The 21,961-nt window shown below is 67.9% G+C and carries 22 protein-coding genes; 9 read left to right on the forward strand and 13 right to left on the reverse strand.

Annotated elements, in window-relative coordinates; translation table 11 throughout:
* The first annotated feature begins 50 nt into the window (after window positions 1–50).
* On the forward strand, window positions 51–1,427 hold the full coding sequence (locus LOS8367_RS08860; RefSeq protein WP_085896129.1) for a DUF1800 domain-containing protein: 1,377 nt from the start codon (window positions 51–53) through the stop codon (window positions 1,425–1,427).
* A gap of 4 nt (window positions 1,428–1,431) precedes the next feature.
* Complete coding sequence (locus LOS8367_RS08865) at window positions 1,432–2,628, forward strand: DUF1501 domain-containing protein (protein WP_085896130.1); 1,197 nt, start codon at window positions 1,432–1,434, stop codon at window positions 2,626–2,628.
* Between the two features lie 13 nt (window positions 2,629–2,641).
* Here the strand turns inward: LOS8367_RS08865 and LOS8367_RS08870 are convergent, their stop codons facing one another.
* Window positions 2,642–3,361, reverse strand: coding sequence for a response regulator (locus LOS8367_RS08870; RefSeq protein WP_085896131.1), 720 nt, complete (start codon window positions 3,359–3,361; stop codon window positions 2,642–2,644).
* Window positions 3,362–3,513: 152 nt separating this feature from the next.
* On the opposite strand from LOS8367_RS08870, the gene mce reads away from it, so the two are divergent.
* Window positions 3,514–3,918 (forward strand): methylmalonyl-CoA epimerase, encoded by a 405-nt coding sequence (gene mce / locus LOS8367_RS08875; RefSeq protein WP_085896132.1) that lies wholly within the window; start codon window positions 3,514–3,516, stop codon window positions 3,916–3,918.
* Window positions 3,919–3,991: 73 nt separating this feature from the next.
* Window positions 3,992–4,285, forward strand: coding sequence for a DUF1467 family protein (locus tag LOS8367_RS08880; protein ID WP_085896133.1), 294 nt, complete (start codon window positions 3,992–3,994; stop codon window positions 4,283–4,285).
* On the opposite strand, the gene LOS8367_RS08885 is transcribed toward LOS8367_RS08880, so the two are convergent.
* From LOS8367_RS08885 to LOS8367_RS08905, 5 genes are all read right to left on the reverse strand, one after another.
* On the reverse strand, window positions 4,275–4,979 hold the full coding sequence (locus LOS8367_RS08885; protein WP_085896288.1) for an EI24 domain-containing protein: 705 nt from the start codon (window positions 4,977–4,979) through the stop codon (window positions 4,275–4,277). The two genes, LOS8367_RS08880 and LOS8367_RS08885, sit on opposite strands and share 11 nt — an antisense overlap.
* Window positions 4,976–5,554, reverse strand: a complete 579-nt coding sequence (locus LOS8367_RS08890; protein WP_085896134.1) for a nitroreductase family protein — start codon at window positions 5,552–5,554, stop codon at window positions 4,976–4,978. The genes LOS8367_RS08885 and LOS8367_RS08890 overlap by 4 nt, the downstream gene beginning before the upstream one ends.
* A gap of 117 nt (window positions 5,555–5,671) precedes the next feature.
* A complete protein-coding gene (locus LOS8367_RS08895; protein ID WP_165761424.1) occupies window positions 5,672–6,127 on the reverse strand; it encodes an A24 family peptidase in 456 nt (151 codons plus the stop codon).
* A gap of 124 nt (window positions 6,128–6,251) precedes the next feature.
* Window positions 6,252–7,286, reverse strand: coding sequence for an L-glyceraldehyde 3-phosphate reductase (gene mgrA, locus LOS8367_RS08900; protein WP_085896136.1), 1,035 nt, complete (start codon window positions 7,284–7,286; stop codon window positions 6,252–6,254).
* Window positions 7,287–7,385: 99 nt separating this feature from the next.
* On the reverse strand, window positions 7,386–8,606 hold the full coding sequence (locus LOS8367_RS08905) for an AI-2E family transporter (protein WP_242665542.1): 1,221 nt from the start codon (window positions 8,604–8,606) through the stop codon (window positions 7,386–7,388).
* A gap of 126 nt (window positions 8,607–8,732) precedes the next feature.
* Between LOS8367_RS08905 and ettA the strand changes: the two genes are divergently transcribed.
* Window positions 8,733–10,388 (forward strand): energy-dependent translational throttle protein EttA, encoded by a 1,656-nt coding sequence (ettA, locus tag LOS8367_RS08910; RefSeq protein ID WP_085896137.1) that lies wholly within the window; start codon window positions 8,733–8,735, stop codon window positions 10,386–10,388.
* A 445-nt stretch (window positions 10,389–10,833) separates the two neighbouring features.
* Window positions 10,834–11,037, forward strand: coding sequence for a hypothetical protein (locus LOS8367_RS08915; protein ID WP_085896138.1), 204 nt, complete (start codon window positions 10,834–10,836; stop codon window positions 11,035–11,037).
* Window positions 11,038–11,119: 82 nt separating this feature from the next.
* Here LOS8367_RS08915 and LOS8367_RS08920 read toward each other — a convergent pair whose 3' ends face one another.
* The 7 genes from LOS8367_RS08920 to LOS8367_RS08950 form a co-directional block, all read right to left on the reverse strand.
* The gene (locus tag LOS8367_RS08920) at window positions 11,120–11,470 is read right to left on the reverse strand and encodes an H-type lectin domain-containing protein (protein WP_085896139.1); all 351 of its coding nucleotides are present in this window, start codon (window positions 11,468–11,470) and stop codon (window positions 11,120–11,122) included.
* Window positions 11,471–11,538: 68 nt separating this feature from the next.
* Window positions 11,539–11,976, reverse strand: coding sequence for a F0F1 ATP synthase subunit epsilon (locus LOS8367_RS08925; protein ID WP_085896140.1), 438 nt, complete (start codon window positions 11,974–11,976; stop codon window positions 11,539–11,541).
* Between the two features lie 12 nt (window positions 11,977–11,988).
* Window positions 11,989–13,413: a F0F1 ATP synthase subunit beta gene (atpD, locus tag LOS8367_RS08930; RefSeq protein WP_085896141.1), complete on the reverse strand. Its 1,425-nt coding sequence runs from the start codon at window positions 13,411–13,413 to the stop codon at window positions 11,989–11,991.
* Window positions 13,414–13,433: 20 nt separating this feature from the next.
* Window positions 13,434–14,306 (reverse strand): F0F1 ATP synthase subunit gamma, encoded by an 873-nt coding sequence (locus tag LOS8367_RS08935; protein ID WP_085896142.1) that lies wholly within the window; start codon window positions 14,304–14,306, stop codon window positions 13,434–13,436.
* Window positions 14,307–14,336: 30 nt separating this feature from the next.
* Complete coding sequence (gene atpA, locus LOS8367_RS08940; RefSeq protein WP_085896143.1) at window positions 14,337–15,875, reverse strand: F0F1 ATP synthase subunit alpha; 1,539 nt, start codon at window positions 15,873–15,875, stop codon at window positions 14,337–14,339.
* Window positions 15,875–16,441 carry a F0F1 ATP synthase subunit delta gene (locus LOS8367_RS08945; RefSeq protein WP_085896144.1) on the reverse strand — a complete coding sequence of 189 codons (567 nt, stop codon included), beginning with the start codon at window positions 16,439–16,441 and terminating at the stop codon, window positions 15,875–15,877. The genes atpA and LOS8367_RS08945 overlap by 1 nt, the downstream gene beginning before the upstream one ends.
* Window positions 16,442–16,682: 241 nt before the next feature.
* Window positions 16,683–17,444, reverse strand: coding sequence for a methyltransferase domain-containing protein (locus LOS8367_RS08950; protein ID WP_085896145.1), 762 nt, complete (start codon window positions 17,442–17,444; stop codon window positions 16,683–16,685).
* Window positions 17,445–17,540: 96 nt separating this feature from the next.
* Here LOS8367_RS08950 and gloB point away from each other — a divergent pair, with 96 nt between their 5' ends.
* The 3 genes from gloB to LOS8367_RS08965 all read left to right on the forward strand — a co-directional run bounded on the left by gloB (window position 17,541) and on the right by LOS8367_RS08965 (window position 21,961).
* Complete coding sequence (gloB, locus tag LOS8367_RS08955) at window positions 17,541–18,302, forward strand: hydroxyacylglutathione hydrolase (RefSeq protein WP_085896146.1); 762 nt, start codon at window positions 17,541–17,543, stop codon at window positions 18,300–18,302.
* Between the two features lie 201 nt (window positions 18,303–18,503).
* Entirely contained in the window at window positions 18,504–20,834 is a 2,331-nt protein-coding gene (gene clpA / locus LOS8367_RS08960) for an ATP-dependent Clp protease ATP-binding subunit ClpA (RefSeq protein WP_085896147.1), read from the forward strand.
* A gap of 143 nt (window positions 20,835–20,977) precedes the next feature.
* Complete coding sequence (locus tag LOS8367_RS08965) at window positions 20,978–21,961, forward strand: M23 family metallopeptidase (protein ID WP_085896148.1); 984 nt, start codon at window positions 20,978–20,980, stop codon at window positions 21,959–21,961.

Here is a 21,961-nt window from a genome sequence, read left to right on the forward strand (position 1 = left end):
CGGGGCTGCGCCTGCCTATATGATCGGCAGATACCGAGAAGGATTCGCCCGTGCCCTTCGACCCGCTCCGTGCCGCCATCCGCTTCGGCACCGGCCTGTCGCCGGTGCAACCGCCCCCCGAGAGCGTCGCGGCGATGCTGCGACCGCTAAGCGGGCGTGACGAGATCGCCAGACAATTTCCGATCCCCTCCTTTGGCGAGGCGCGGCCCACCCTGGTCGAATGGTACGAGGCCGGCCGTGCCAAGCGCGCGGCCCGCGGCAGCGCGCAGGAGAAGGCCGCGCGCGATGCGCAGAACAAGCTAAGCGCCGCGGCGCGCGCGCTTGCCTGGCGCAATTTCGCGACCAGTCTTGCCCGCGGCGTCGCGGCGCCGGAAGGCGGGCTGCACGAGCGGCTGGTGCGGTTCTGGGCCGATCACTTCACCACGCGGGCACAAGTGCAGGCCTGGCGTCACCTGATCACCCCCTATGTCGAGGAGGCGATCCGGCCGCGCGTCGCCGCCCCCTTCGAGGAGCTGCTGATCGCCGTCACCACCCATCCGGCGATGCTCGCATATCTGGATCAGGCGCGATCGACCGGGCCGAACAGCCGCGCCGGGCGCCGCGGCGGCGGGCTGAACGAGAATCTCGCGCGCGAGCTTCTGGAGCTGCACACGGTGGGTGTGGACGGTCCCTATGACCAGACCGACGTGCGCGAGCTGGCCGAGCTGCTCACCGGACTGAGCTGGAGCCCCGCGCGCGGCCTGGAATACCGTCCGGACCGGGCCGAGCCCGGCGCCGAAACCGTGCTCGGCACGACCTTTTCCGACCGCGCCAGCTTCGACACGATCCGCGAGGCGCTCAGGATGCTGGCGCGTCATCCCGCCACCGCCCGTCACATGGCGCGCAAAATCGCGGTGCATTTCGTGGCCGACGATCCCGATGAGGCGCTGGTGGCTACGCTCGAAACGGTCTGGCGCGACAGCCGTGGTGACCTTCTTGCGGTTACCGCGACGCTTCTGGAACACCCCGCCGCTTGGGCACCGGAGCCGCGCAAGATCAAGCAGCCCTACGGTTTCGTGCAGAGCGCGCTGCGGGCGCTCGGTGTGGCCCCGCAGGCGATCGCGGGGCTTGGCACGCCCGATCTCAGGCGGCAGCTGTACCAGCCCCTGATGCGAATGGGGCAGCCTTGGGAACGGCCGCCCGGCCCCGATGGCTGGTCTGAGGCCGCCGAGGCCTGGGTCACCCCGCATGGTATGGCCGCGCGGATCGACTGGGCGATGAACACGCCATCGGCGCTGCTCGACGACCTGCCCGACCCGCGCGCCTTCGTGCGGGTGGCCGTGGGCGCGGACGCGCCGGAGGCGCTGGTCTTCGCAGCCCGCGCCGCCGAAAGCCGCGCCGAGGCGATCGGCGTGGTGCTGTCCAGCCCCGCCTTCCAGAGGAGATGACGGCATGACCGGGATCGACAGACGCTCCGTGCTGCGCGGCGGCCTCGCACTGGGATGCTCCGCCGCGGCGAGCCCACTGCTGACGCCGATGGCCTTCGCCAGCGCGCCGTGGGAGAACCGGCTCGTCGTGATCGTGCTGCGCGGGGCAATGGACGGGCTCGACGTGGTGCGCCCCGTGGGCGATCCGGCCCTCGCAGCGCTGCGCCCGACGCTGGCAGTCCAATCCGATCCCGGCGCCATCGATGCAGGGTTCTACGCGCTGCATCCGGCGCTCGACCAGCTGGCCCCGATGTGGAAGCGCGGGGAGTTCGGCGCCGTGCACGCCGTCTCGACACCCTATCGCGACAAGCGCAGCCATTTCGACGGGCAGGACCTGCTCGAAGCCGGGACGCCGGGCCAGGCGGGGGCCGATGGCTGGCTCAACCGGATGCTGCAGACGATTCCCGGCCTCTCTGCCGAGACCGCCTATGCGATCGGCCGCGAGGAGATGCTGATCCTGTCGGGCCGCGCCGCGACGACGCGCTGGTCGCCCGAGGCGCGGCTGGAACTGACCCCGCAGGGGCGCCGGCTGCTGGAACTGGTGACCCATGACGATCCGCTGTTCCGCGACGCCGTGGCCGAGGCGATGGACATCGTCGACAGCCTCGCCGCCGAAGAAACCGGCCAAGCCGCGGCGATGGGCGGCAACGGGAACGAGGCGCTGCGCGGCGACCACGTACGGCTGGCCGAGTTCGCGGCCTCGCGGCTCCGGGGCGACAGCCGGATCGCCAGCTTCTCGCTCACCGGATGGGACACCCATGAACGGCAGTCGGTCGGGCTGGAGCGGGCGCTGGGGCGGCTCACCGACACGTTGTTGACGCTGGAGGCGGGGCTGGGCGCCGCATGGGAGAAGACCGCGGTGCTCTGCGTGACCGAGTTCGGCCGCACCGCGCGCGAAAACGGCACGAAGGGCACCGATCACGGCACCGGCGGCGCGATGCTCTATGCCGGCGGCGCGCTGCGCGGAAGTCGGGTGCTGGGCGACTGGCCCGGCCTGTCCGAGGCCGCGCTCTACGACCGGCGCGACCTGATGCCGACGCGCGATCTGCGCGCCCATGCGGGCTGGGTGATGCGCGGCCTGTTCGGCCTCGACCGGTCGATGATCGAGGGATCGGTTTTCCCGGGGCTCGAACTTGGCGCCGATCCGGGGCTGTTCGCCTGAGCGGCGGCATGGCTCAAAGCGCCGCCGGCGCCGCGAGCCGACCCTCGACCAGCGCCGCCAGCCGGTCGAAGGCGGGGCCCGCCGCGCCCCCCTGCCGCGCGACGGACAGCGCCTCGGCCGCCGCGCAGAGCTTCGTATCGCCCGCGGCCTTCGCCACCCCTGCGAGGAACTGCGCCAGATAGGCCATGACCCGCTCGTCCGAGCGGCCATGCCGCATCAGCTGGGCCGCCAGCGCCAGATCGTCGCGGAACGCCACCGGATCGGGGTGCACCTCCTCCCCGACCGGAAGACATCCCAGCCCCCCGGGGCGGCGATCCGGCGGCACATGCGCCAGCAGCGCCTGCTGGAACTCGCCCAGCCGGCCGATCGGCTTGGCGAGAAAGCCGTCCGCCCCGGCCGCGCGCGCCGGCGCTTCGCCATCCGGATCACCGGAGGTGGCCAGCAGCATGTCGATCCGCGGGGTGGCCTGCGCCAGTTCGAGGATCAACTCGATCCCCGAGCCGTCCGGCAGGCCGAGATCGACGATCACCGCGTCGGGGCGGTAGCCCCGCAGGTGGCGGCGGGCGTTGTGCAGGCTGTCGGCGCGGCGAATCCGGGCGCCGGATCGCAGACACAAAAGGCGCATCGCCTCGCAGGCGAAGCGGCTGTCCTCGACCAGCAGCACGGTCAGCCCGAGCAGCGGCCTGTCCGCGGTGGGCGCGCGCGCGCCGGGAAAGGTGATGTTGACCGGCATGCTGGGCTCCCTTTGGGGTCGGGCCCGAAGGACCCTTGCTTCGGGCAGTCTCGCCGGACAGGGTGAATCCCGTCTTAAGCCGCGACGATCCGCGCGGTTGCGCCACCGGGTCCGAGCCGCCATATCGCCCCCATGCCAGCAGGAGCTTTCCGATGATCGGTCGCCTCAACCATGTCGCCATCGCCGTGCCCGACCTTGCCGCCGCGCGCGACCGCTATGCCCGGTCGCTCGGTGCGCAGGTCAGCGCGCCGCAGGCGCTGCCGGAGCATGGCGTCCGCGTGGTCTTCGTGGAACTGCCCAACAGCAAGATCGAGCTGATGGAACCGCTGGGCGAGGCCTCGCCCATCACGGGGTTTCTTGAAAAGAGCCCCTCGGGCGGCATGCACCACATCTGCTACGAGGTGGAGGACATCCACGCGGCGCGCGACCGGCTCGTGGCCGAAGGCGCGCGGGTGCTGGGCGACGGCAACCCCAAGACCGGCGCCCATGGCAAGCCGGTGCTGTTCCTGCACCCCAAGGATTTCGACGGCTGCCTGATCGAGATCGAACAGGTCTGACCGAGAGGCGGGGCCGACGGCCCGCACGACCTGAGATGAAATATAACAGGGGGACGGTCCCCGTGGAGATGCCATGACCATCACCGCCGCCTTCGTGCTCTTCGCCGTGACATGGTTCATGGTGTTCTTCATCGTGCTGCCGCTGCGGCTCGTCACCCAGGGCGATGCGGGCGAGACGGTGCCCGGCACCCATGCCTCGGCCCCGGCCGATTTCCGGCTGGGTCGCAAGGCGAAGATCACCACGCTCTGGGCGGTGCCGATCTGGGCCGCGCTCTCGGCCTTCATCCTGTGGAGCGGCGTCACGGTGCGCGATATCGACGTGTTCGGCCGCATGGCCCCGGCCAACGGCCCGCTGGTCAGCGAGTAGCGGGCCGTCGCCGCGCCAGCCGGTGATAGAGATGCGTGAAGGTGGCCGCGCCCAGCACCGGCACCAGCAGGTTGACCACCGGCACCGTTAGCGGCACCGCCATCAGGCAGCCCGCGCCCCAGATCCGCAGCGGATGACGCCGGCGCATGGCATGCGCCCCCGCCCGGCCCTCGCGCCGCATTGCCGCGACCTGGAAATACTCGCGCCCCAGCAGCCAACCATTGACCCCGTAGAACAGGAAGGGCGCGGCGGGCGGAAAGGCGAGGCTCACCGCGAACGCCGCGACGTTCACGAGCACCAGCACCGCGAGGAACGCGAAGGTGTCGCGGATCTGGTCCGCCAGCGGGATCGTGCGGGCGGGCGGCAGGCCGGGATAGTGCCGGGCCTCGACCGCACCGGCCACTTCTTCGAGGAAGAAGCCGCTCATCATCGAGGCCACGGGCAGCATCAGGAACACCGACAGGCCGAGCATCAGCAACAGCGAGCCCCAGCCCAGCGCATCGTCGATCCAGGCCACCTCGCCGATCAGAGGCAACGTCACGCTGTCGGGCGCGAACAGCCCGACCAGCGCCAGAAGCCCGGCATAGAACGCCACCAAGAGGCCCGCCGACAGCCCGATGCCGAGCCAGAGTACCCGGCGAAATCGCGGGTCGAACATCTGCGCCAAGGCGCGCATGAAATCCGTCAGGATCATGCCGAGCGCCACTCCGTCAGCGCCATCACGTCGGGGCGCGGCCGTTCCGGCGCCGCCACGGTCTCGGTGCCGATATGGATCAGGCCTGCGACGCTCTCGCCCTCGGCCAGCCCCAGCCCCTCGCGGCAGAATTCCGGGTCGTGGCTGGGCCAGCCGGTGAGCCAGTTCGCGCCCCAGCCCGCCGCCAGCGCCGCGTTCAGGAGCGACAGGCAGACGCAGGCTGCCGATTGAACCTGTTCGATCCGGGGCACCTTGTCGCTCTGCTTCGGGGCAGAGATCACCGCAACGGCGAGATCGGCGTCGCGGAACTGCGCCACCGCCTTGTCACGCTTGCCCTCATCGATACCCAGCGCCTCGGCGCGGGCGGGCACGCGCGCCGCCAGCCGCGCGAGCGCCGGCTTTTCCAGCACGATGAGCCGCCACGGTTCGAGCTTGCCGTGATCCGGGACCCGCAGCGCGGCGGTGAGCAGCGGCAGCAGCTCCTCGCGCGAGGGCACGGGCGCGGTCAGCGTCTTGGCGGGGCGGGAGCGGCGTGTCAGCAGGAAATCGAGCGCCTGCGGGTTGGGATCGGGCATGTCGTCTCCGGAAGGCTTGGTCGCGCCCTTCCTGCCGCAGATCGCCGCCGGGGAAAAGGTACCGCCCGAGATGCCAAGCGAAGCCGCGACCCGCTCAGGCGGGACCGCGTGCCCGGGTCAGATCGCCAGCGGCAGGATCATCGCCGCCGTGGCGATCGAGAGGCCGAGCGGGTAGCGGCCCGTGGCGCGCAGGCTGACCCATGCCGATTCCGGCCCGCCCGCGACACGGCGCGCCCCGGTCAGCAGCAGCACACCGGCCAGCATCGTGGCCGAGAGAAGCACCGCGAAGCTGGACAACGCCTCGGGCGGGATCAGGGGCACCAGCACCGCCAGCATCTTCACGTCGCCGCCGCCCATTGTGCCGATGGCAAAGAGCCCGAGCCCCGCGACGAAGACCGCGCCTCCGGCGATCAGCCGCATCCCGAGATCCGGCATCAGCCCGAAGATCGCGCAGCCGATCCCGAGCAGCGCCACCGCGCCCACCAGCATGTTGGGGATCCGCATGTGTCGCAGGTCGGTCCAGATCATCGCGGCCATCAGCGGCGCGGCAAGTATCAGCGGCAGGTCCTGCATCGGCTCGTCTCCGGCTCGGTCCGCGCCCGATGCGCGGCCCCGAAAGCCACTCTGCCCGGCCGGAGAGGGGATTCGTGGGCCAAAGCGGGGCGCGTTCGTGGCAACGCGCCCCGCCGGTGTCGCCTCAGCCCTCGATCTCGGCGGAGCGGGCCCAGAGGTTGATCTGCTCCTCGTCGGCATATTCGTCGATCTTCGCCAACTCGTCGGCGGTGAAGTCGAGATTGCCGACCGCGCCGGCGCAGTCGATCACCTGGCTCGGCTTCGAGGCGCCGATCAGCGCCGTGGTGATGCCGCCCTCGCGCAGCACCCATGCGATCGCCATCTGCGCCAGCGTCTGGCCACGCGCCTCGGCGATCTCGTTGAGCTTGCGGATGTTGCCGATCGCCTTCTCGGTGAGCATCGACGGGAACAGCGACTTGTCCTGCGCGGCGCGGCTGTCCTCGGGGATGCCGCCGAGATACTTCTTGGTCAGCATGCCCTGCGCCAGCGGCGTGAAGGCGATGGAGCCGATGCCGAGTTCGGTCAGTGTGTCCTTGAGCCCGTCATGCTCGACCCAGCGATTGAGCATATTGTAGCTCGGCTGGTGGATCACGCAGGGCGTGCCGAGATCCTTCAGGATCGCCGCCGCCTCGCGGGTGCGCTCGGAGTTGTAGCTCGAGATCCCGACATAGAGCGCGCGGCCCGAGCGCACGATGTGATCGAGCGCGCCCATCGTCTCCTCGAGCGGAGTCTCGGGATCGAAGCGGTGGGAATAGAAGATGTCGACGTAATCGAGCCCCATCCGCTTGAGCGACTGGTCGCAGGACGCGATCAGGTACTTGCGGCTGCCCCACTCGCCATAGGGGCCGTCCCACATGTGATAACCGGCTTTCGACGAGATGATCATCTCGTCGCGATAACCGGCGAAATCGGTCTTCAGGATCTCTCCGAAGGCGCTCTCGGCGGCGCCCGGCTCGGGGCCGTAATTGTTGGCGAGGTCGAAATGCGTGATGCCGTGGTCGAAGGCCGTGCGGCAGATCTCGCGCTTGGTCTGGTGCGGGGTGTCGTCGCCGAAATTGTGCCACAGCCCGAGGCTGACGGCGGGCAGCTTGAGGCCGGACCGGCCGCAGCGGCGATAGACCATCCGCTCGTAGCGGTCGGGGCTCGGGGTATAGCTCATCTCGTGGATCTCCTCTGGACCGGCGCCATCTCCCGGCCCCGGCGTCGCGCCAGAGCCTAGGCCGCGGTTTCGGCGGGTGTCAAACCGGGTCAGGCCGCATCAGGCAGGGCGCGTGGACCGCTTCTCGGGCCGGTGGCCATTCTCGGCCGCTTGATCGTCGGTTCGCATTGCCGGATCGCCCGACAGGAAGCTGCCGAATGCCTTGAGCGAGGGCACGTTGTCGCAGATCGCCTTCACCACCACGAGGAACGGTACCGCCAGCACCGCGCCCGGCACGCCCCAGAGCCAGATCCAGAACGCCACCGTGACGAAGACCGAGACGATGTTCAGCTCGAGCCTGCGGCCGACCAGCATGGGCGTGACGAAGTTACCCTCGATGGTGGTCAGGGCGAAGTAGGACAGCGGCGCCAGCAGCGCGTAGGGCACGCTGTCGAACGACACCAGCGCGAAGGCGCCCACCGCGGCGGTACCGATGATCGCGCCGATGAAGGGCATGAAGTTCAGAAGGAAGGCCAGCGTGCCCCAGACATGCGGCATCGGCAGGCCGAGGATCCACAGCGCGACGCCAATCGCAAGACCGAGCCCTGCGTTGATCATTGTGATCGCGGCCAGATAGCGCGAGATCTGCTTTTCCACGTCGCGCACAATGGTCAGCGCGCGCTTCTTGTCGTGCAGCTTCGGCGAGGCTTCGACGATGCGGCGATGGTAGAAATCGCCCGAGGCCAGAAGGAACAGCGTCAGGATCATCGCCGCCACCAGTGACGAGGTGATCGAGGCGACGCTGCCTACTGCTTCGGGGATCAGGCCGGATTGGTCGACGACCACCTCGACCTTCTCCTCGCCATCGGTGGCACCGGCGGCATCGGCCATCTCGGTGACCTGCTTGCCGACCTCCTGGATCGAGGCGAAGCGGTCCATCAGCCCGGCGAGCTTGCTTTGCACCTCGGATCCGATCTGCGGCGCCCGCGCCGCCATCTCGCCGATTGGGCCGGAGAGAAAGTAGCCCGCGATGGCGAAGCCCAGCCCGATGGCGAGCATCAGCAGCACCGCGCTGAAGCCCGGCGGGATGCCGATCCGCTGCAGCCCCCGCACCAGCGGGCGCAGCGTCAGTGTCAGGAGAATCGCCAGCACAATTGGCAGCAGCACGTCGCGCGCAAAATAGGTCGCCGTGAAGGCCGCCAGCAGAAAGGAACACAGCATCAGCCGGCGGATCTTGCGCAGCTCCGACAGCCTGTTCTCTGCCAGTTCCAGCGCTGGGTCCGGCAGGTCCGCCTCGGTCGCGGTGTCGGGGAGCCTGTCGCCCGTCTCGCTCGTTGCCACCTTTTGCCACTCCCCTGCGCGATGCCGCCCAACGTCCCTTGCAGGTGGGCGGTTCCGCGCGGGCCCGATTGCTACGCCGGGCGGGCGGGCGTATGAGGGGGGCCGATCGCAGACAGGAGTTCCCCGATGGCCAGCTACCAGTACGTCTATCACATGGACGGCGTCTCCAAGACCTATCCCGGCGGCAAGAAGACCTTCGAGAACATCCGGCTGAACTTCCTGCCCGGCGTGAAGATCGGCGTGGTCGGCGTCAACGGCGCCGGTAAGTCCACCCTGCTCAAGATCATGGCCGGGATCGACAAGGATTTTCAGGGCGAAGCCTGGGCCGCCGAGGGTGCCAAGGTCGGCTACCTGCCGCAGGAGCCGCAGCTCGACGAGACCAAGAACGTTCGCGAGAACGTGATGGAGGGCGTCGCTGCCAAGAAGGCCGTGCTCGACCGCTACAACGAGCTTGCCATGAACTACTCGGACGAGACCGCCGAGGAGATGGCCAAGCTGCAGGACGACATCGACGCGCAGAACCTGTGGGATCTCGACGCGCAGATCGACGTCGCGATGGAGGCGCTGCGCTGCCCGCCGGACGACGCCGATGTCAGCACCCTGTCGGGCGGCGAGAAGCGCCGCGTGGCGCTGTGCAAGCTGCTGCTCGAAGCGCCCGACATGCTGCTCTTGGACGAACCGACCAACCATCTCGACGCCGAGACCATCGCCTGGCTGCAGAACCACCTGATCGAGTACAAGGGCACGATCCTCGTCGTCACCCACGACCGCTACTTCCTCGACGACATCACCGGCTGGATTCTCGAACTCGACCGCGGCCGGGGCATCCCCTACGAGGGCAACTACTCCTCTTGGCTGGAGCAGAAGGCCAAGCGGCTCGAGCAGGAGGCGCGCGAGGACAAGTCCAAGCAGAACACGCTGCAGCGCGAGCTGGAATGGATGCGGCAGGGCCAGAAGGCGCGCCAGGCCAAGTCGAAGGCCCGGATCGCGGCCTACGAGGAACTGGCGAGCCAGTCCGAGCGCGAGCGTGTCGGCAAGGCGCAGATCGTCATTCCCAACGGCCCACGCCTCGGCGGCAAGGTGATCGAGGTCGAGGGGCTGAAGAAGGCGATGGGCGACAAGCTCCTGATCGAGGATCTCGACTTCTCGCTGCCGCCGGGCGGCATCGTCGGCGTGATCGGCCCGAACGGCGCCGGAAAATCGACCCTGTTCAAGATGCTCACCGGCCAGGAGCAGCCCGACGAGGGCAAGATCGAGTTCGGCGACACGGTGAAGCTGTCCTATGTGGATCAGAGCCGCGACGATTTGAAGCCCGACGAGACGGTCTGGGAGGCGATCTCCGGCGGCGCCGAGGTGATCGAGCTGGGCGATGCCTCGATGAACTCCCGCGCCTATTGCGGCGCGTTCAACTTCAAGGGCGGCGATCAGCAGAAGAAAGTGAGCCTGCTCTCGGGCGGCGAACGCAACCGCGTGCACATGGCACGGCTCTTGAAGGATGGCGGCAACGTGCTGCTGCTCGACGAGCCGACCAACGATCTCGACGTGGAGACGCTGCGTGCGCTCGAAGATGCGCTGGTGGATTTTGCGGGCTGCGCCGTGGTGATCTCGCACGACCGCTTCTTCCTCGACCGGATCTGCACCCATATCCTCGCCTTCGAGGGCGAGGCGCATGTCGAGTGGTTCCAGGGCAACTTCGAGGATTACGAAGAGGACAAGAAGCGTCGCCTCGGGGCCGACGCGCTCGAGCCGAAGCGGGTGAAGTTCAAGAAGTTCACCCGCTGAGGCGATGCGGCGGGCCACGGCCGCCGCGATCTCCGGAATTTCGAATGGGCGGGGTCAGACCCCGCCCTTTTTTGTTCGCCTTGAGAATGATTCTACAGCAATACGCCGTTTGGATTAGGCGCCTCCCCGGAGATCGGGAAAGCCCATCGCCGGTCTGCGTTCCGCTCCGACCGATAGGCGGGTTTTGGCCATCTCATAAAGAAAACCGGATCAATCGGTTGGATCGCAAACTCCCCGGGCAATCGACGCAGGGAAAGGAGCCAACGTGACAGTTAGAAGACAGTTTCTTCCCTGAGTGTTATCTTGATCTCAATTCACCGATTGGTGAAGATTTCTACATGCCTTCTCGGGGCATTTCCGACAGCAGCAGGGCTTCGCCCCGAACCAGACACACTCTCGCCGGATTCGCCTGAAAGGGTCGGGTCATATCGCAGGAGACGTTTTAATGGGCACGATCTTTATTCTCGCCGGAAGCCTCTTGGGTTTCGTCGTCGCGATCCTCTCGGTAGGCTTTGGTCAGGTTTCCCTTCTTGCCGGGCTGGCGATCTGGATCATGTCCGGCCCGTTCTCGGCGCTCCTCTATCTCGGGCTGGTCCTGCCTGCCGGTCGCGCCCTGCACCGCAGCGCCCCCGGACGCCATCTCGCCTGAGCTTTCCGCGGCCGAAGCCGTTCCGCTTCGGCCCCTTGGCGCGGGGACAGGCCCTGCAAGGGCTTCGGCGGCTGTTCCCGTCCTAACCAATCTCCCAGAGATCCTCGTCGAGGCATGACCCGAAGGCGATCCACGCGACCCGGACGCGCGCGATCCGGCTATCCGCCCAAGTGCCCACCCGCAGCACGAAGCCGGTCCGGCTGATATCCTCTGCCATGACATCGATGCGGGCCCCGGCCGCGTTCGAGATATCCAGCATCGAGAACCCCACCTGCACCACCGGCGGCGTGGCGAAGGGCGTCCCGAAGGCGACGGCGCGGCGAATCTCACGTGGCCCCTCCCCGGTCCACATCGGCCCGTCATTCTCGAAATCCGAAAAGGGGATCAGCTCCCCTTGGTCGATCGCGATCTTTCCTTGGATGAAATGCGTCATGGCCGGCCCCGGCAGAATGTGAAAAGGCCCCGCCGAAGCGGGGCCCTATGGCGGAACGGTGGTTCCGATCAGAAGTTCGGCTGCTTCGGGTCGAGCCCGATATGCGTCCCGACGGCGACCATGTCGGCGAGAAGCTTCGCCGTGTCGTCCACCGGGCCGGGCTCGTTCTCGAACCTCGCCCGCGCGTCGCGATGCGCCGCGGCGAACTCCTCGACCATGCCTTCATAGACCTCCTGCGTGACCTCGCCGCGCGGCAGAGCGCGTTCGGCCAGCACGGAGACGCCATCGAAGCCGATCTCGGCGAAGCCGCCGGAGACCACGTAATCGTCGGTCCCGCCCTGATGCACGACCTGCAGCAGGCCGGGACGCAGGGTGGTGATGGTGGGCGTGTGGCCCGCCATCGCCGTCAGGTCACCATCGGTGCCCGGAATGCGCACCTCGGTCGCCTGAACGGAAGCGAGTTTCCGTTCGGGGCTGACCAGGTCGAATTGCAGCGTGTCGGCCATGAAGCCCTCCTATCAGGCCGCCGCGGCGGCCATTTTCTCGGCCTTGGCCTTCACCTCGTCGATACCGCCGACCATGTAGAAGGCCGATTCCGGCAGGTGGTCGTACTCGCCCGCGACGACCGCCTTGAACGAGGCAATGGTCTCCTCGAGCGGCACCTGAACGCCGTCGGAACCGGTGAACACCTTCGCCACGTCGAAGGGCTGCGACAGGAAGCGCTGGATCTTCCGGGCGCGGGCCACGGTCAGCTTGTCCTCTTCCGACAGCTCGTCCATGCCGAGGATGGCGATGATGTCCTGGAGCGACTTGTAGCGCTGCAGGATGCCCTGCACGTCGCGCGCCACCTGGTAGTGCTCCTCGCCCACGACCGCGGGGTCCATCAGGCGCGAGGTCGAGTCGAGCGGGTCCACGGCGGGGTAGATGCCGAGTTCCGAGATCGCGCGGTTGAGAACCGTGGTCGCGTCGAGGTGCGCGAACGAGGTCGCCGGCGCCGGGTCGGTCAGGTCGTCGGCGGGCACGTAGATCGCCTGCACGGACGTGATCGAGCCGTTCTTGGTCGAGGTGATCCGCTCCTGCAGCGCGCCCATGTCGGTCGCCAGCGTCGGCTGGTAGCCCACGGCCGAGGGGATGCGGCCCAGAAGCGCCGACACCTCGGAACCCGCCTGGGTGAAGCGGAAGATGTTGTCGACGAAGAACAGCACGTCGGTGCCGGACTGGTCGCGGAACTGCTCGGCCAGCGTCAGGCCGGTCAGCGCGACGCGGGCACGGGCACCCGGCGGCTCGTTCATCTGGCCGTAGACCAGGGCCACCTGGGATTCACCCAGAGCGTCCGGCTTGATGACGTTGGATTCGATCATCTCGTGATAGAGGTCGTTGCCCTCACGGGTCCGCTCGCCCACGCCGGCGAACACGGAGTAGCCCGAGTGCACCTTCGCGATGTTGTTGATCAACTCCATGATGAGCACGGTCTTGCCCACCCCGGCGCCGCCGAACAGGCCGATCTTGCCGCCCTTGGCGTAGGGAGCGAGCAGGTCGATCACCTTGATGCCGGTGACCAGGATCTCCGAGGAGGTCGACTGCTCGGCGAAGCTCGGCGCGTCGGCGTGGATCGGACGGGTCTCGGTCGCATCGACCGGGCCCTTCTCGTCGATCGGCTCGCCGATGACGTTGAGGATGCGCCCCAGCGTCGCGTTGCCGACGGGCACCGAGATCGGCTTGCCGGTGTCGGTGACGGCCGCGCCGCGGACGAGGCCCTCGGTCGCGTCCATCGCGATGGTGCGGACCGTGTTCTCGCCGAGGTGCTGGGCCACTTCGAGAACCAGCTTCTTGCCGTTGTTTTCGGTGGTCAGGGCGTTGAGGATCTCCGGCAGGTGATCCCCGAACTGCACGTCCACGACGGCGCCGATGACCTGGGTCACTTTGCCTTGTGCTGCTGCCATGTGTTGTACTCCGGTTCTCTTTAGAGCGCCTCAGCGCCCGAAATGATTTCGATCAGCTCGTTGGTGATGACCGCCTGACGCGAGCGGTTGTACTCGATCGTCAGCTTGTCGATCATCTCGCCCGCGTTGCGGGTCGCGTTGTCCATCGCGCTCATCCGGGCGCCCTGTTCGGAGGCCGCGTTCTCGAGCAGCGCCGCGAAGATCTGCGTCGCCACGCCGCGCGGCAGCAGATCCGCGAGGATCTCCTCCTCGCCGGGCTCGTAATCGTAAAGCGCCGTATCGGCCTCTTCCCCGCCCTCGAAATGGGCCGGGATGATCTGCTGCTCGGTCGGGATCTGAGTGATCACGTTCTGGAACCGGGCATAGTAGATCGTCGCCACGTCGAACTCGTCCGCGTCGAAGCGGCCGAGCACGTCGCGGGCGATGTCTTGCGCGTTGGCATAGCCCACGCGCTTGACGTCGGTGAGGTCGATGTGGCCCACGAAATACTTGCCGTAGTCACGGCGCAGCATCTCGCGGCCCTTCTTGCCGACGGTGAGGATCTTCACCGTCTTGCCCTGTGCCAGCAGCTCGCTGGCCCGGATCCGCGCCTTGCGCACGATCGAGCCGTTGAAGCCGCCACACAGGCCGCGCTCGGCGGTCATGACGACGAGCAGATGCACGTCCTCCTTGCCGGTGCCGGCAAGCAGGCGCGGCGCGCCGTCGGAGCCGCCCACGGAGGAGGCGAGCCCCGCCATCACGGCGTTGAACCGCTCGGCATAGGGGCGCGCCGCTTCGGCGGCGTCCTGGGCGCGACGGAGCTTTGCCGCCGCGACCATCTGCATCGCCTTGGTGATCTTGCGGGTCGATTTGACCGACGCGATCCGGTTCTTGAGGTCCTTCAGACTAGGCATCGGCCAGCCTCCCTAGTTCCGTGGCTGGTTTCAGGCGAAGTCCTTGGCGAAGGCGTCGAGCGCCTTGCGGATGCGGGCTTCCGCATCGCCCTTGATCTTCGGGTCCTCGATGGTGATCCAGTCCAGCAGCTCGCGCTCGTTGGTACGCAGGTGCTTGAGCAGGCCCTGCTCGAAGCGACCCACATCCTTGACGGCGATCTTGTCGAGGTAGCCCTGGGTGCCGGCGAAGATCACGCAGACGATCTCGGCGTTGGTCAGCGGCGAGTACTGCGGCTGCTTCATCAGCTCGGTCAGACGGGCGCCACGGTTCAGCAGCTGCTGGGTCGAGGCGTCGAGGTCGGAGCCGAACTGCGCGAAGGCGGCCATCTCGCGATACTGCGCGAGCTCGAGCTTAACCGGGCCGGCGACCGACTTCATCGCGTTGGTCTGGGCCGAGGAGCCCACGCGCGACACCGAGAGGCCGGTGTTCACGGCCGGGCGGATGCCCTGGTAGAACAGTTCGGTCTCGAGGAAGATCTGGCCGTCGGTGATCGAGATCACGTTGGTCGGGATGAAGGCCGAGACGTCGCCGCCTTGGGTCTCGATGATTGGCAGCGCGGTCAGCGAACCGGCGCCGTGCTCTTCGTTGAGCTTGGCCGAACGCTCCAGCAGGCGCGAGTGGAGGTAGAACACGTCGCCCGGGTAGGCTTCGCGGCCCGGCGGGCGGCGCAGCAGCAGCGACATCTGGCGATAGGACACGGCCTGCTTCGACAGGTCATCATAGATGATGAGCGCGTGCTTGCCGTTGTCGCGGAAATACTCGGCCATGGCGGTCGCGGCGTAGGGCGCCAGGAACTGCATCGGGGCCGGGTCGGAGGCGGTGGCGGCGACGACGATCGAGTACTCGATCGCGCCGGTCTCCTCGAGCTTCTTCACCAGCTGAGCCACGGTCGAGCGCTTCTGGCCGATCGCGACATAGATGCAGTAGAGCTTCTTGCTCTCGTCGTCGCCGGCGGCGTCGTTGTAGCTCTTCTGGTTCAGCACGGTGTCGAGCGCCACGGCGGTCTTGCCGGTCTGACGGTCGCCGATGATCAGCTCGCGCTGGCCCCGGCCGATCGGGATCATCGCGTCGACCGATTTCAAGCCGGTCGCCATCGGCTCGTGCACCGATTTACGCGGGATGATGCCCGGCGCCTTGACGTCGGCGACGCGGCGCTCGGAGCCCTGGATCGGGCCCTTGCCGTCGAGCGGGTTGCCGAGGCCGTCCACGACGCGGCCCAAAAGGCCCATGCCGGCGGGGACATCCACGATCGAGTTGGTGCGCTTGACGACGTCACCTTCCTTGATGTCGCGGTCCGAGCCGAAGATCACGCAGCCGACGTTGTCGGTCTCGAGGTTCAGCGCCATGCCCTGGATGCCGCCCGGAAACTCGACCATCTCGCCGGCCTGGACGTTGTCGAGGCCGTGGACGCGGGCAATGCCGTCACCGACGGAGAGCACGCGACCAACCTCGGCGACCTCGGCCTCCTGGCCGAAATTCTTGATCTGGTCCTTCAGGATCGCGGAGATTTCCGCAGCTTGGATCGCCATTATCCGACCTCTTTCATGGTGTTCTGGAGTGCCTGGAGCTTCGAACGGATCGAGGTATCGATCCTCTTCGAGCCCAGCTTGACGACGAGACCGCCGATGAGGCTTTCATCCACGATCTGATTGATCTTCACCTCGCGGCCCGCGCTCTCCTTGAGAGCGGCGGCCAGCGCGGTCTTCTGCTTGTCGGAAAGCGCCTTGGCGGTGGTGACGTCGGCGGTGATCTCGCCGCGCGCTTCCGCGAGCTTCTCGTCGAGCGCGCGCAGCATCTGCGGCAGCACGAAGAGACGGCGCTTGGAGGCCATCAGCCCCAGCACGTTGGTGGTGGTCTGGGTCAGCCCCATCTTCGCGGCGATCGCGGCAATGGCCCGGCCCTGGTCGTCGCGCGAATAGATCGGCGAGGAGATCAGGTCGCGGAACTCCGCGCTCTCGGCCAGCGCGGCCCGCAGCGCGTCGACATCCGACGTCAGGGCGGTGAGGTCGTCGCCCTCCCGCGCCAGGTCGAACACGGCCGTGGCATAGCGTTGCGCGATGCCGGTTGAGATCGATGCTGGTTCGGACACGTCCACCCTTCCGCAGTCTTGGGCCCGGCGATCCCGCGCCGAAAAAAATGGCGACGGTCGGGCAGCTTGCATGGCCCCCGCGCGGGCGAAGGCCGTCAAAATCAGGGGCGATGTAGCAGAGCGCCCGGGGTGTCGCAACCGCCTTGAAGCCCCCTCGGACGCCGCTGTGCCCCATGGTCACAGGAGGTCCGGGGGTGCGACCATTTGCCCGTCCGGCAAATGCGCCTTGGTCGGTCCGGTTGTCGGGCTAGTTGCGACGCGACGGCTCGGGCACAGGGGCGCCGATCCCTTCGAGCACCCGCAGCGGCCGCTTGACCGCCGAGGTCAGCCCCGGCCGCGTCGGCGCCGCGACCTGCTTGGAGGCCTCGACCATCAATACGCCGCCGGTGTTGAACACCGGCATGTAGCGCCCAGCCTTTTCGAGGAGGGCCGCCGAACGGCGCCAGCCGCGGCGCAGGCTCGGCGGGCGGTAGAGCGCCGAGATCGCCTTCTCGGTCTCGAAGCGGTGCGCCTTGAGCTGCGCCTCGAGCTGGCCCAGCGAATAGGGCCGACCATAGCCGAAGGGGGTCGCATCTGAGCGCGACCAGAGCCCGGCACGGTTCGGCACAATGAACACCGCCCTGCCCCCCGGCCCGAGGGTGCGCCAGCATTCCTCCAAAAGCGCGCTGGCATGCTCGGAGGTCTCGAGCCCGTGCATCAGCACCAGCCGGTCCACCTGTCCGGTGCGCAGCGGCCAGAGCGTCTCTTCGCACAGCACCGAGACGTTGGGCTGGCCCGCGGGCCACGGCATCACGCCCTGCGGCCCCGGCATCAGCCCGATCACCCGCCGCGCATCCGGCAGGTAGGGGCGCAGCAGGGGCACCGCGAAACCGTAGCCCACCACGGTCTGCCCCTGCACGTGGGAGGCCGGCCACCACTCGACGAGCTGGTCGCGGATCACCTTCTGCGCCGCGCGGCCAAGCGCGCTGCGATAGTAGAAGTTGCGCAGGTCGAGAACGTCCAGATGCATTGCGGGCCGGCGGTCCTTGGTCCAGAATTTGCGAGCCGGTGGCGGAGGCCGGTCTAGGTCCGGGACCACCATAGCAAGCAAATCACGGGTGCCGCCATGCCTCTCGAACTTCTCACCGTTCCGTGCCTCTCCGACAACTATGCCTTCCTGCTGCACGATGCCGGGACCGGCCGTACCGCGCTGGTCGACGCCCCGGAGGCCGCGCCGATCCGACGCGCTCTCGACGCGCATGGCTGGAGGCTCTCGGACATCCTTCTCACGCATCACCATGACGATCACGTAGCCGGGGTGGCCGATCTGCGCGACGGCGCGCGGGTCATCGGAGCCCGGGCCGATGCGCATCGCCTGCCGCCGCTCGATCTCGAGGTCGCGCCGGGCGATCCGCTCGAGGTGCTGGGCGTGAAGGTCGAGGTGATCGACGTGCCGGGCCACACGCTGGGCCATGTCGCCTTTCACTTCCCGCAGGACCACATGGCCTTCACCGCCGATAGCCTGATGGCGCTGGGCTGCGGCCGGCTGTTCGAGGGCACGGCCGATCAGATGTGGGATTCCCTGCGCAAGCTGCGCGACCTGCCGGGACAGACACTGATCTGCTCGGGCCACGAGTACACCGAGACCAACGCCCGCTTCGCCCTGACGATCGAGCCCGACAACCAGGCCCTGCGCGACCGCGCCGCGGCGATCGCCCGCGCCCGCGCCGAGGGCCGCCCCACCGTGCCCTCGCATCTCTCCGAGGAACGCGCGACCAACCCGTTCCTGCGCGCCGACATGCCCGAGCTGCAGCGCGCCGCCGGGCTCGAAGGCCACAGCGCGGTGCAGGTGTTTGCGGAGATCAGAAGCAGGAAGGACCGCTTTTGAATCCTTCCGAGGCTGTTGTGCAACGGAACGCGGGCCTTTGGCATGCAAAGAACACAGCTGCGTTACGTCGTATGGTCAGGACGGGGGTTTTTGCGAGTTTTAACTTGAAGCGCGGCCGATAAACCCGATCTTTAACTACAGAGGCCACGGTCAGGGCGGGGCCATCTCCGCCCGGACCCCCGATCAGAGGAGCACATCACCGTGCCGTCTTTTTCGACCACTCTCGAGCAGTCCATCCACGCGGCGCTGGCTCTGGCCAATGCCCGCCGCCATGAACTCGCGACCCTCGAGCACCTCCTGCTGGCCCTGATCGAGGAACCCGACGCCGCCCGTGTGATGCGGGCCTGCGCCGTCGATCTGGACGAGCTGCGCAAGTCGCTCGAGGATTTCATCGAGGATGATCTGTCCACCCTCGTCACCGATGTCGACGGCTCCGAGGCCGTGCCGACCGCCGCGTTCCAGCGCGTGATCCAGCGCGCCGCGATCCATGTCCAGTCCTCGGGCCGCACCGAGGTCACCGGCGCCAACGTGCTCGTCGCGATCTTCGCCGAGCGCGAGAGCAACGCCGCATACTTCCTGCAGGAGCAGGACATGACCCGCTACGACGCGGTCAACTTCATCGCGCATGGTCAGGCCAAGGACCCCGCCTTCGGCGAGAGCCGGCCGGTGACCGGCGCCGCCGAGAAGGATGAGGAGACCGCCTCCTCTTCGACCGGCGCCGCGGGCGAGGAGAAGGATTCGGCGCTTGCCAAGTACTGCGTCGATCTCAACGCCAAGTCGCGCAAGGGCGATGTCGATCCGCTGATCGGTCGCGAGCACGAGGTCGAGCGCTGCATCCAGGTGCTCTGCCGCCGCCGCAAGAACAACCCGCTGCTGGTGGGCGATCCGGGCGTCGGCAAGACCGCCATCGCCGAGGGTCTCGCCTGGAAGATCGTCGAGGGCGCGGTGCCCGAGGTGCTCAGCCATGCCACGATCTACTCGCTCGACATGGGCGCGCTGCTCGCCGGCACCCGCTACCGCGGCGATTTCGAGGAGCGGCTGAAGGCGGTGATGACCGAGATGGAGAACCACCCCGACGCGGTGCTGTTCATCGACGAGATCCACACCGTGATCGGCGCCGGTGCCACCTCTGGCGGCGCGATGGACGCCTCCAACCTGCTCAAGCCCGCGCTGCAGGGCGGCAAGCTGCGCTGCATGGGCTCGACCACCTACAAGGAGTTCCGCCAGCACTTCGAGAAGGACCGCGCGCTGTCGCGCCGGTTCCAGAAGATCGACGTGAACGAGCCCTCGGTCGAGGATGCGGTGAAGATCCTCAAGGGGCTGAAGCCCTATTTCGAGGATCACCACCAGATCAAATACACCGCCGAGGCGATCAAGACCGCGGTGGAGCTGTCGGCGCGCTACATCAACGACCGCAAGCTGCCCGACAAGGCGATCGACGTGATCGACGAGGCCGGCGCGGCGCAGCATCTCGTGACCGAGAGCAAGCGGCGCAAGACCATCGGCGCCAAGGAGATCGAGGCGGTGATCGCCAAGATCGCCCGGATCCCGCCCAAGAACGTCTCCAAGGACGACGCCGAGGTACTCAAGGATCTGGAGCCGACGCTCAAGCGGGTGGTGTTCGGTCAGGACGACGCGATCACCGCGCTCAGCTCGGCGATCAAACTGGCCCGGGCCGGTCTGCGCGAGCCCGAGAAGCCGATCGGCAACTACCTCTTCGCCGGCCCCACCGGCGTCGGCAAGACCGAGGTGGCCAAGCAGCTCGCCTCGACGCTGGGCGTCGAGATGCTGCGCTTCGACATGTCCGAGTACATGGAGAAGCACGCGGTGAGCCGTCTGATCGGCGCGCCTCCGGGCTATGTCGGCTTCGACCAGGGCGGCCTGCTGACCGACGGGGTCGACCAGCACCCGCATTGCGTGCTGCTGCTCGACGAGATCGAAAAGGCGCATCCGGACGTGTTCAACATCCTGTTGCAGGTGATGGACCACGGCAAGCTGACTGACCACAACGGCCGGGCGGTGGATTTCCGGAACGTGATCCTGATCATGACCTCGAACGCGGGCGCGGCCGAGCAGGCCAAGGAGGCGATCGGCTTCGGCCGGGCGCGGCGCGAGGGCGAGGACACGGCCGCGATCGAGCGGACCTTCACGCCCGAGTTCCGCAACCGTCTCGACGCGGTGATCTCCTTCGCACCGCTGGCGCCGGAGACGATCCTGTCGGTGGTCGAGAAGTTCGTGCTGCAACTCGAGGCGCAGCTGATGGACCGCAACGTCCATATCGAGCTGACCCGCGAGGCCGGCGAATGGCTGGCCGAGAAGGGTTACGACGCCAAGATGGGTGCCCGTCCGCTGGGCCGGGTGATTCAGGAGCACATCAAGAAGCCGCTCGCCGAAGAGTTGCTGTTCGGCCAGCTGACCAAGGGCGGCATCGTCCGGGTCGGCGTCAAGGACGACAAGATCGAGTTGCTGTTCGAGCAGCCCGGCACCAAGCGGCTTTCCGGGAACCGCCCGCCGCTGCTCACCGCCGACTGAGCCGGCACGTAACATGACACCACGCCGCGCGGCCCTTCGGGGCCGCGCGTTGCGTATTCGCCCTCCCCCACTCCGCTCTGGATTCGCCGCGCGACCTGCCGCACTCTCGGGCCGGTTGCAGGCCGCCGCCGCAGGAGTGTTCCATGTCCCGTTTCGTTTCCGTCCCGGCCATCTCTCTCCTACTGGCCATTCCGCCCCTCACGGCTGCGGCGCAGGAGGAGGGCTTCCGCCTCGCCCTGCCGATCGACTGCACTCCCGGCGAAGACTGCGTGGTGCAGAACTATGTCGATTCCGATCCGGGGCCGGGCGTGGCGGATTTCAGCTGCGGACCGCTGAGCTATGACGGCCACAAGGGCACGGATTTCCGCCTCGCCACCATCGCCCGGCAGGGCGAGGGCGTCGACGTGCTCGCCGCGGCACCCGGCGTGGTGCAGGGAACCCGCAACAACATGCTCGACATCCTGCAGGGCTGGGAGGGCGCACCCGATCTTGGCGGGCGCGACTGCGGCAACGGTCTCGTCATCGATCACGGCGATGGCTGGGAGACCCAGTATTGCCACATGGCCAAAGGTTCGGTCACGGTATCACCGGGCGACCGGGTCGAGACGGGCGACCGGCTGGGGCTGGTCGGCCTGTCGGGCCAGAGCCAGTTCCCGCATCTGCACATCTCGGTCCGACGCAACGGCGAGGTGGTCGATCCCTTCGACCCCGAAGGCCGCGCCGAATGCGGCGCCGCGCCGACGCAGACCCTCTGGGCCGAACCGCTGGACTACGTGCCGGGCGGGCTGCTCGATGCCGGTACGGCGCCGGGCGTTCCGGAATGGGAGGCGGTGCAGTCGGGCACCGCGAACGGGGAGATCGGTCCCGACAGGCCGCTGGTGCTCTGGGGCTTCGTCTTCGGCGCGCGAGAGGGCGACCGGCTGCGGCTCGCGATCGAGGGACCGCAGGGCGAGGTGATCGACGAGGAGATGCCGCTCGACCGGACCCAGGCACAGCTATTCCGGGCCGCCGGGCTGCGCGCACCCGAGGGGGGCTGGCCCGATGGCCGCTATGAGGGCCGGGTCACCCTGCTGCGCGGCGACCGGGTCCTTGGCGAACGGGTGGTGCCGATCGAGCTTGGCGGCTGA

It is taken from the genome of Limimaricola soesokkakensis, assembly GCF_900172345.1.
Lineage (GTDB): Bacteria > Pseudomonadota > Alphaproteobacteria > Rhodobacterales > Rhodobacteraceae > Limimaricola > Limimaricola soesokkakensis.

Coding starts and splice junctions, on each gene's coding strand:
- LOS8367_RS08865 (WP_085896130.1), top strand. CDS start 1,432: ATGACCGGGATCGACAGACGCTCCGTGCTGCGCGGCGGCCTCGCACTG.
- LOS8367_RS08870 (WP_085896131.1), bottom strand. CDS start 3,361: ATGCCGGTCAACATCACCTTTCCCGGCGCGCGCGCGCCCACCGCGGAC.
- mce (WP_085896132.1), top strand. CDS start 3,514: ATGATCGGTCGCCTCAACCATGTCGCCATCGCCGTGCCCGACCTTGCC.
- LOS8367_RS08880 (WP_085896133.1), top strand. CDS start 3,992: ATGACCATCACCGCCGCCTTCGTGCTCTTCGCCGTGACATGGTTCATG.
- LOS8367_RS08885 (WP_085896288.1), bottom strand. CDS start 4,979: ATGATCCTGACGGATTTCATGCGCGCCTTGGCGCAGATGTTCGACCCG.
- LOS8367_RS08890 (WP_085896134.1), bottom strand. CDS start 5,554: ATGCCCGATCCCAACCCGCAGGCGCTCGATTTCCTGCTGACACGCCGC.
- LOS8367_RS08895 (WP_165761424.1), bottom strand. CDS start 6,127: ATGCAGGACCTGCCGCTGATACTTGCCGCGCCGCTGATGGCCGCGATG.
- mgrA (WP_085896136.1), bottom strand. CDS start 7,286: ATGAGCTATACCCCGAGCCCCGACCGCTACGAGCGGATGGTCTATCGC.
- ettA (WP_085896137.1), top strand. CDS start 8,733: ATGGCCAGCTACCAGTACGTCTATCACATGGACGGCGTCTCCAAGACC.
- LOS8367_RS08915 (WP_085896138.1), top strand. CDS start 10,834: ATGGGCACGATCTTTATTCTCGCCGGAAGCCTCTTGGGTTTCGTCGTC.
- LOS8367_RS08920 (WP_085896139.1), bottom strand. CDS start 11,470: ATGACGCATTTCATCCAAGGAAAGATCGCGATCGACCAAGGGGAGCTG.
- LOS8367_RS08925 (WP_085896140.1), bottom strand. CDS start 11,976: ATGGCCGACACGCTGCAATTCGACCTGGTCAGCCCCGAACGGAAACTC.
- atpD (WP_085896141.1), bottom strand. CDS start 13,413: ATGGCAGCAGCACAAGGCAAAGTGACCCAGGTCATCGGCGCCGTCGTG.
- LOS8367_RS08935 (WP_085896142.1), bottom strand. CDS start 14,306: ATGCCTAGTCTGAAGGACCTCAAGAACCGGATCGCGTCGGTCAAATCG.
- atpA (WP_085896143.1), bottom strand. CDS start 15,875: ATGGCGATCCAAGCTGCGGAAATCTCCGCGATCCTGAAGGACCAGATC.
- LOS8367_RS08950 (WP_085896145.1), bottom strand. CDS start 17,444: ATGCATCTGGACGTTCTCGACCTGCGCAACTTCTACTATCGCAGCGCG.
- gloB (WP_085896146.1), top strand. CDS start 17,541: ATGCCTCTCGAACTTCTCACCGTTCCGTGCCTCTCCGACAACTATGCC.
- LOS8367_RS08965 (WP_085896148.1), top strand. CDS start 20,978: ATGTCCCGTTTCGTTTCCGTCCCGGCCATCTCTCTCCTACTGGCCATT.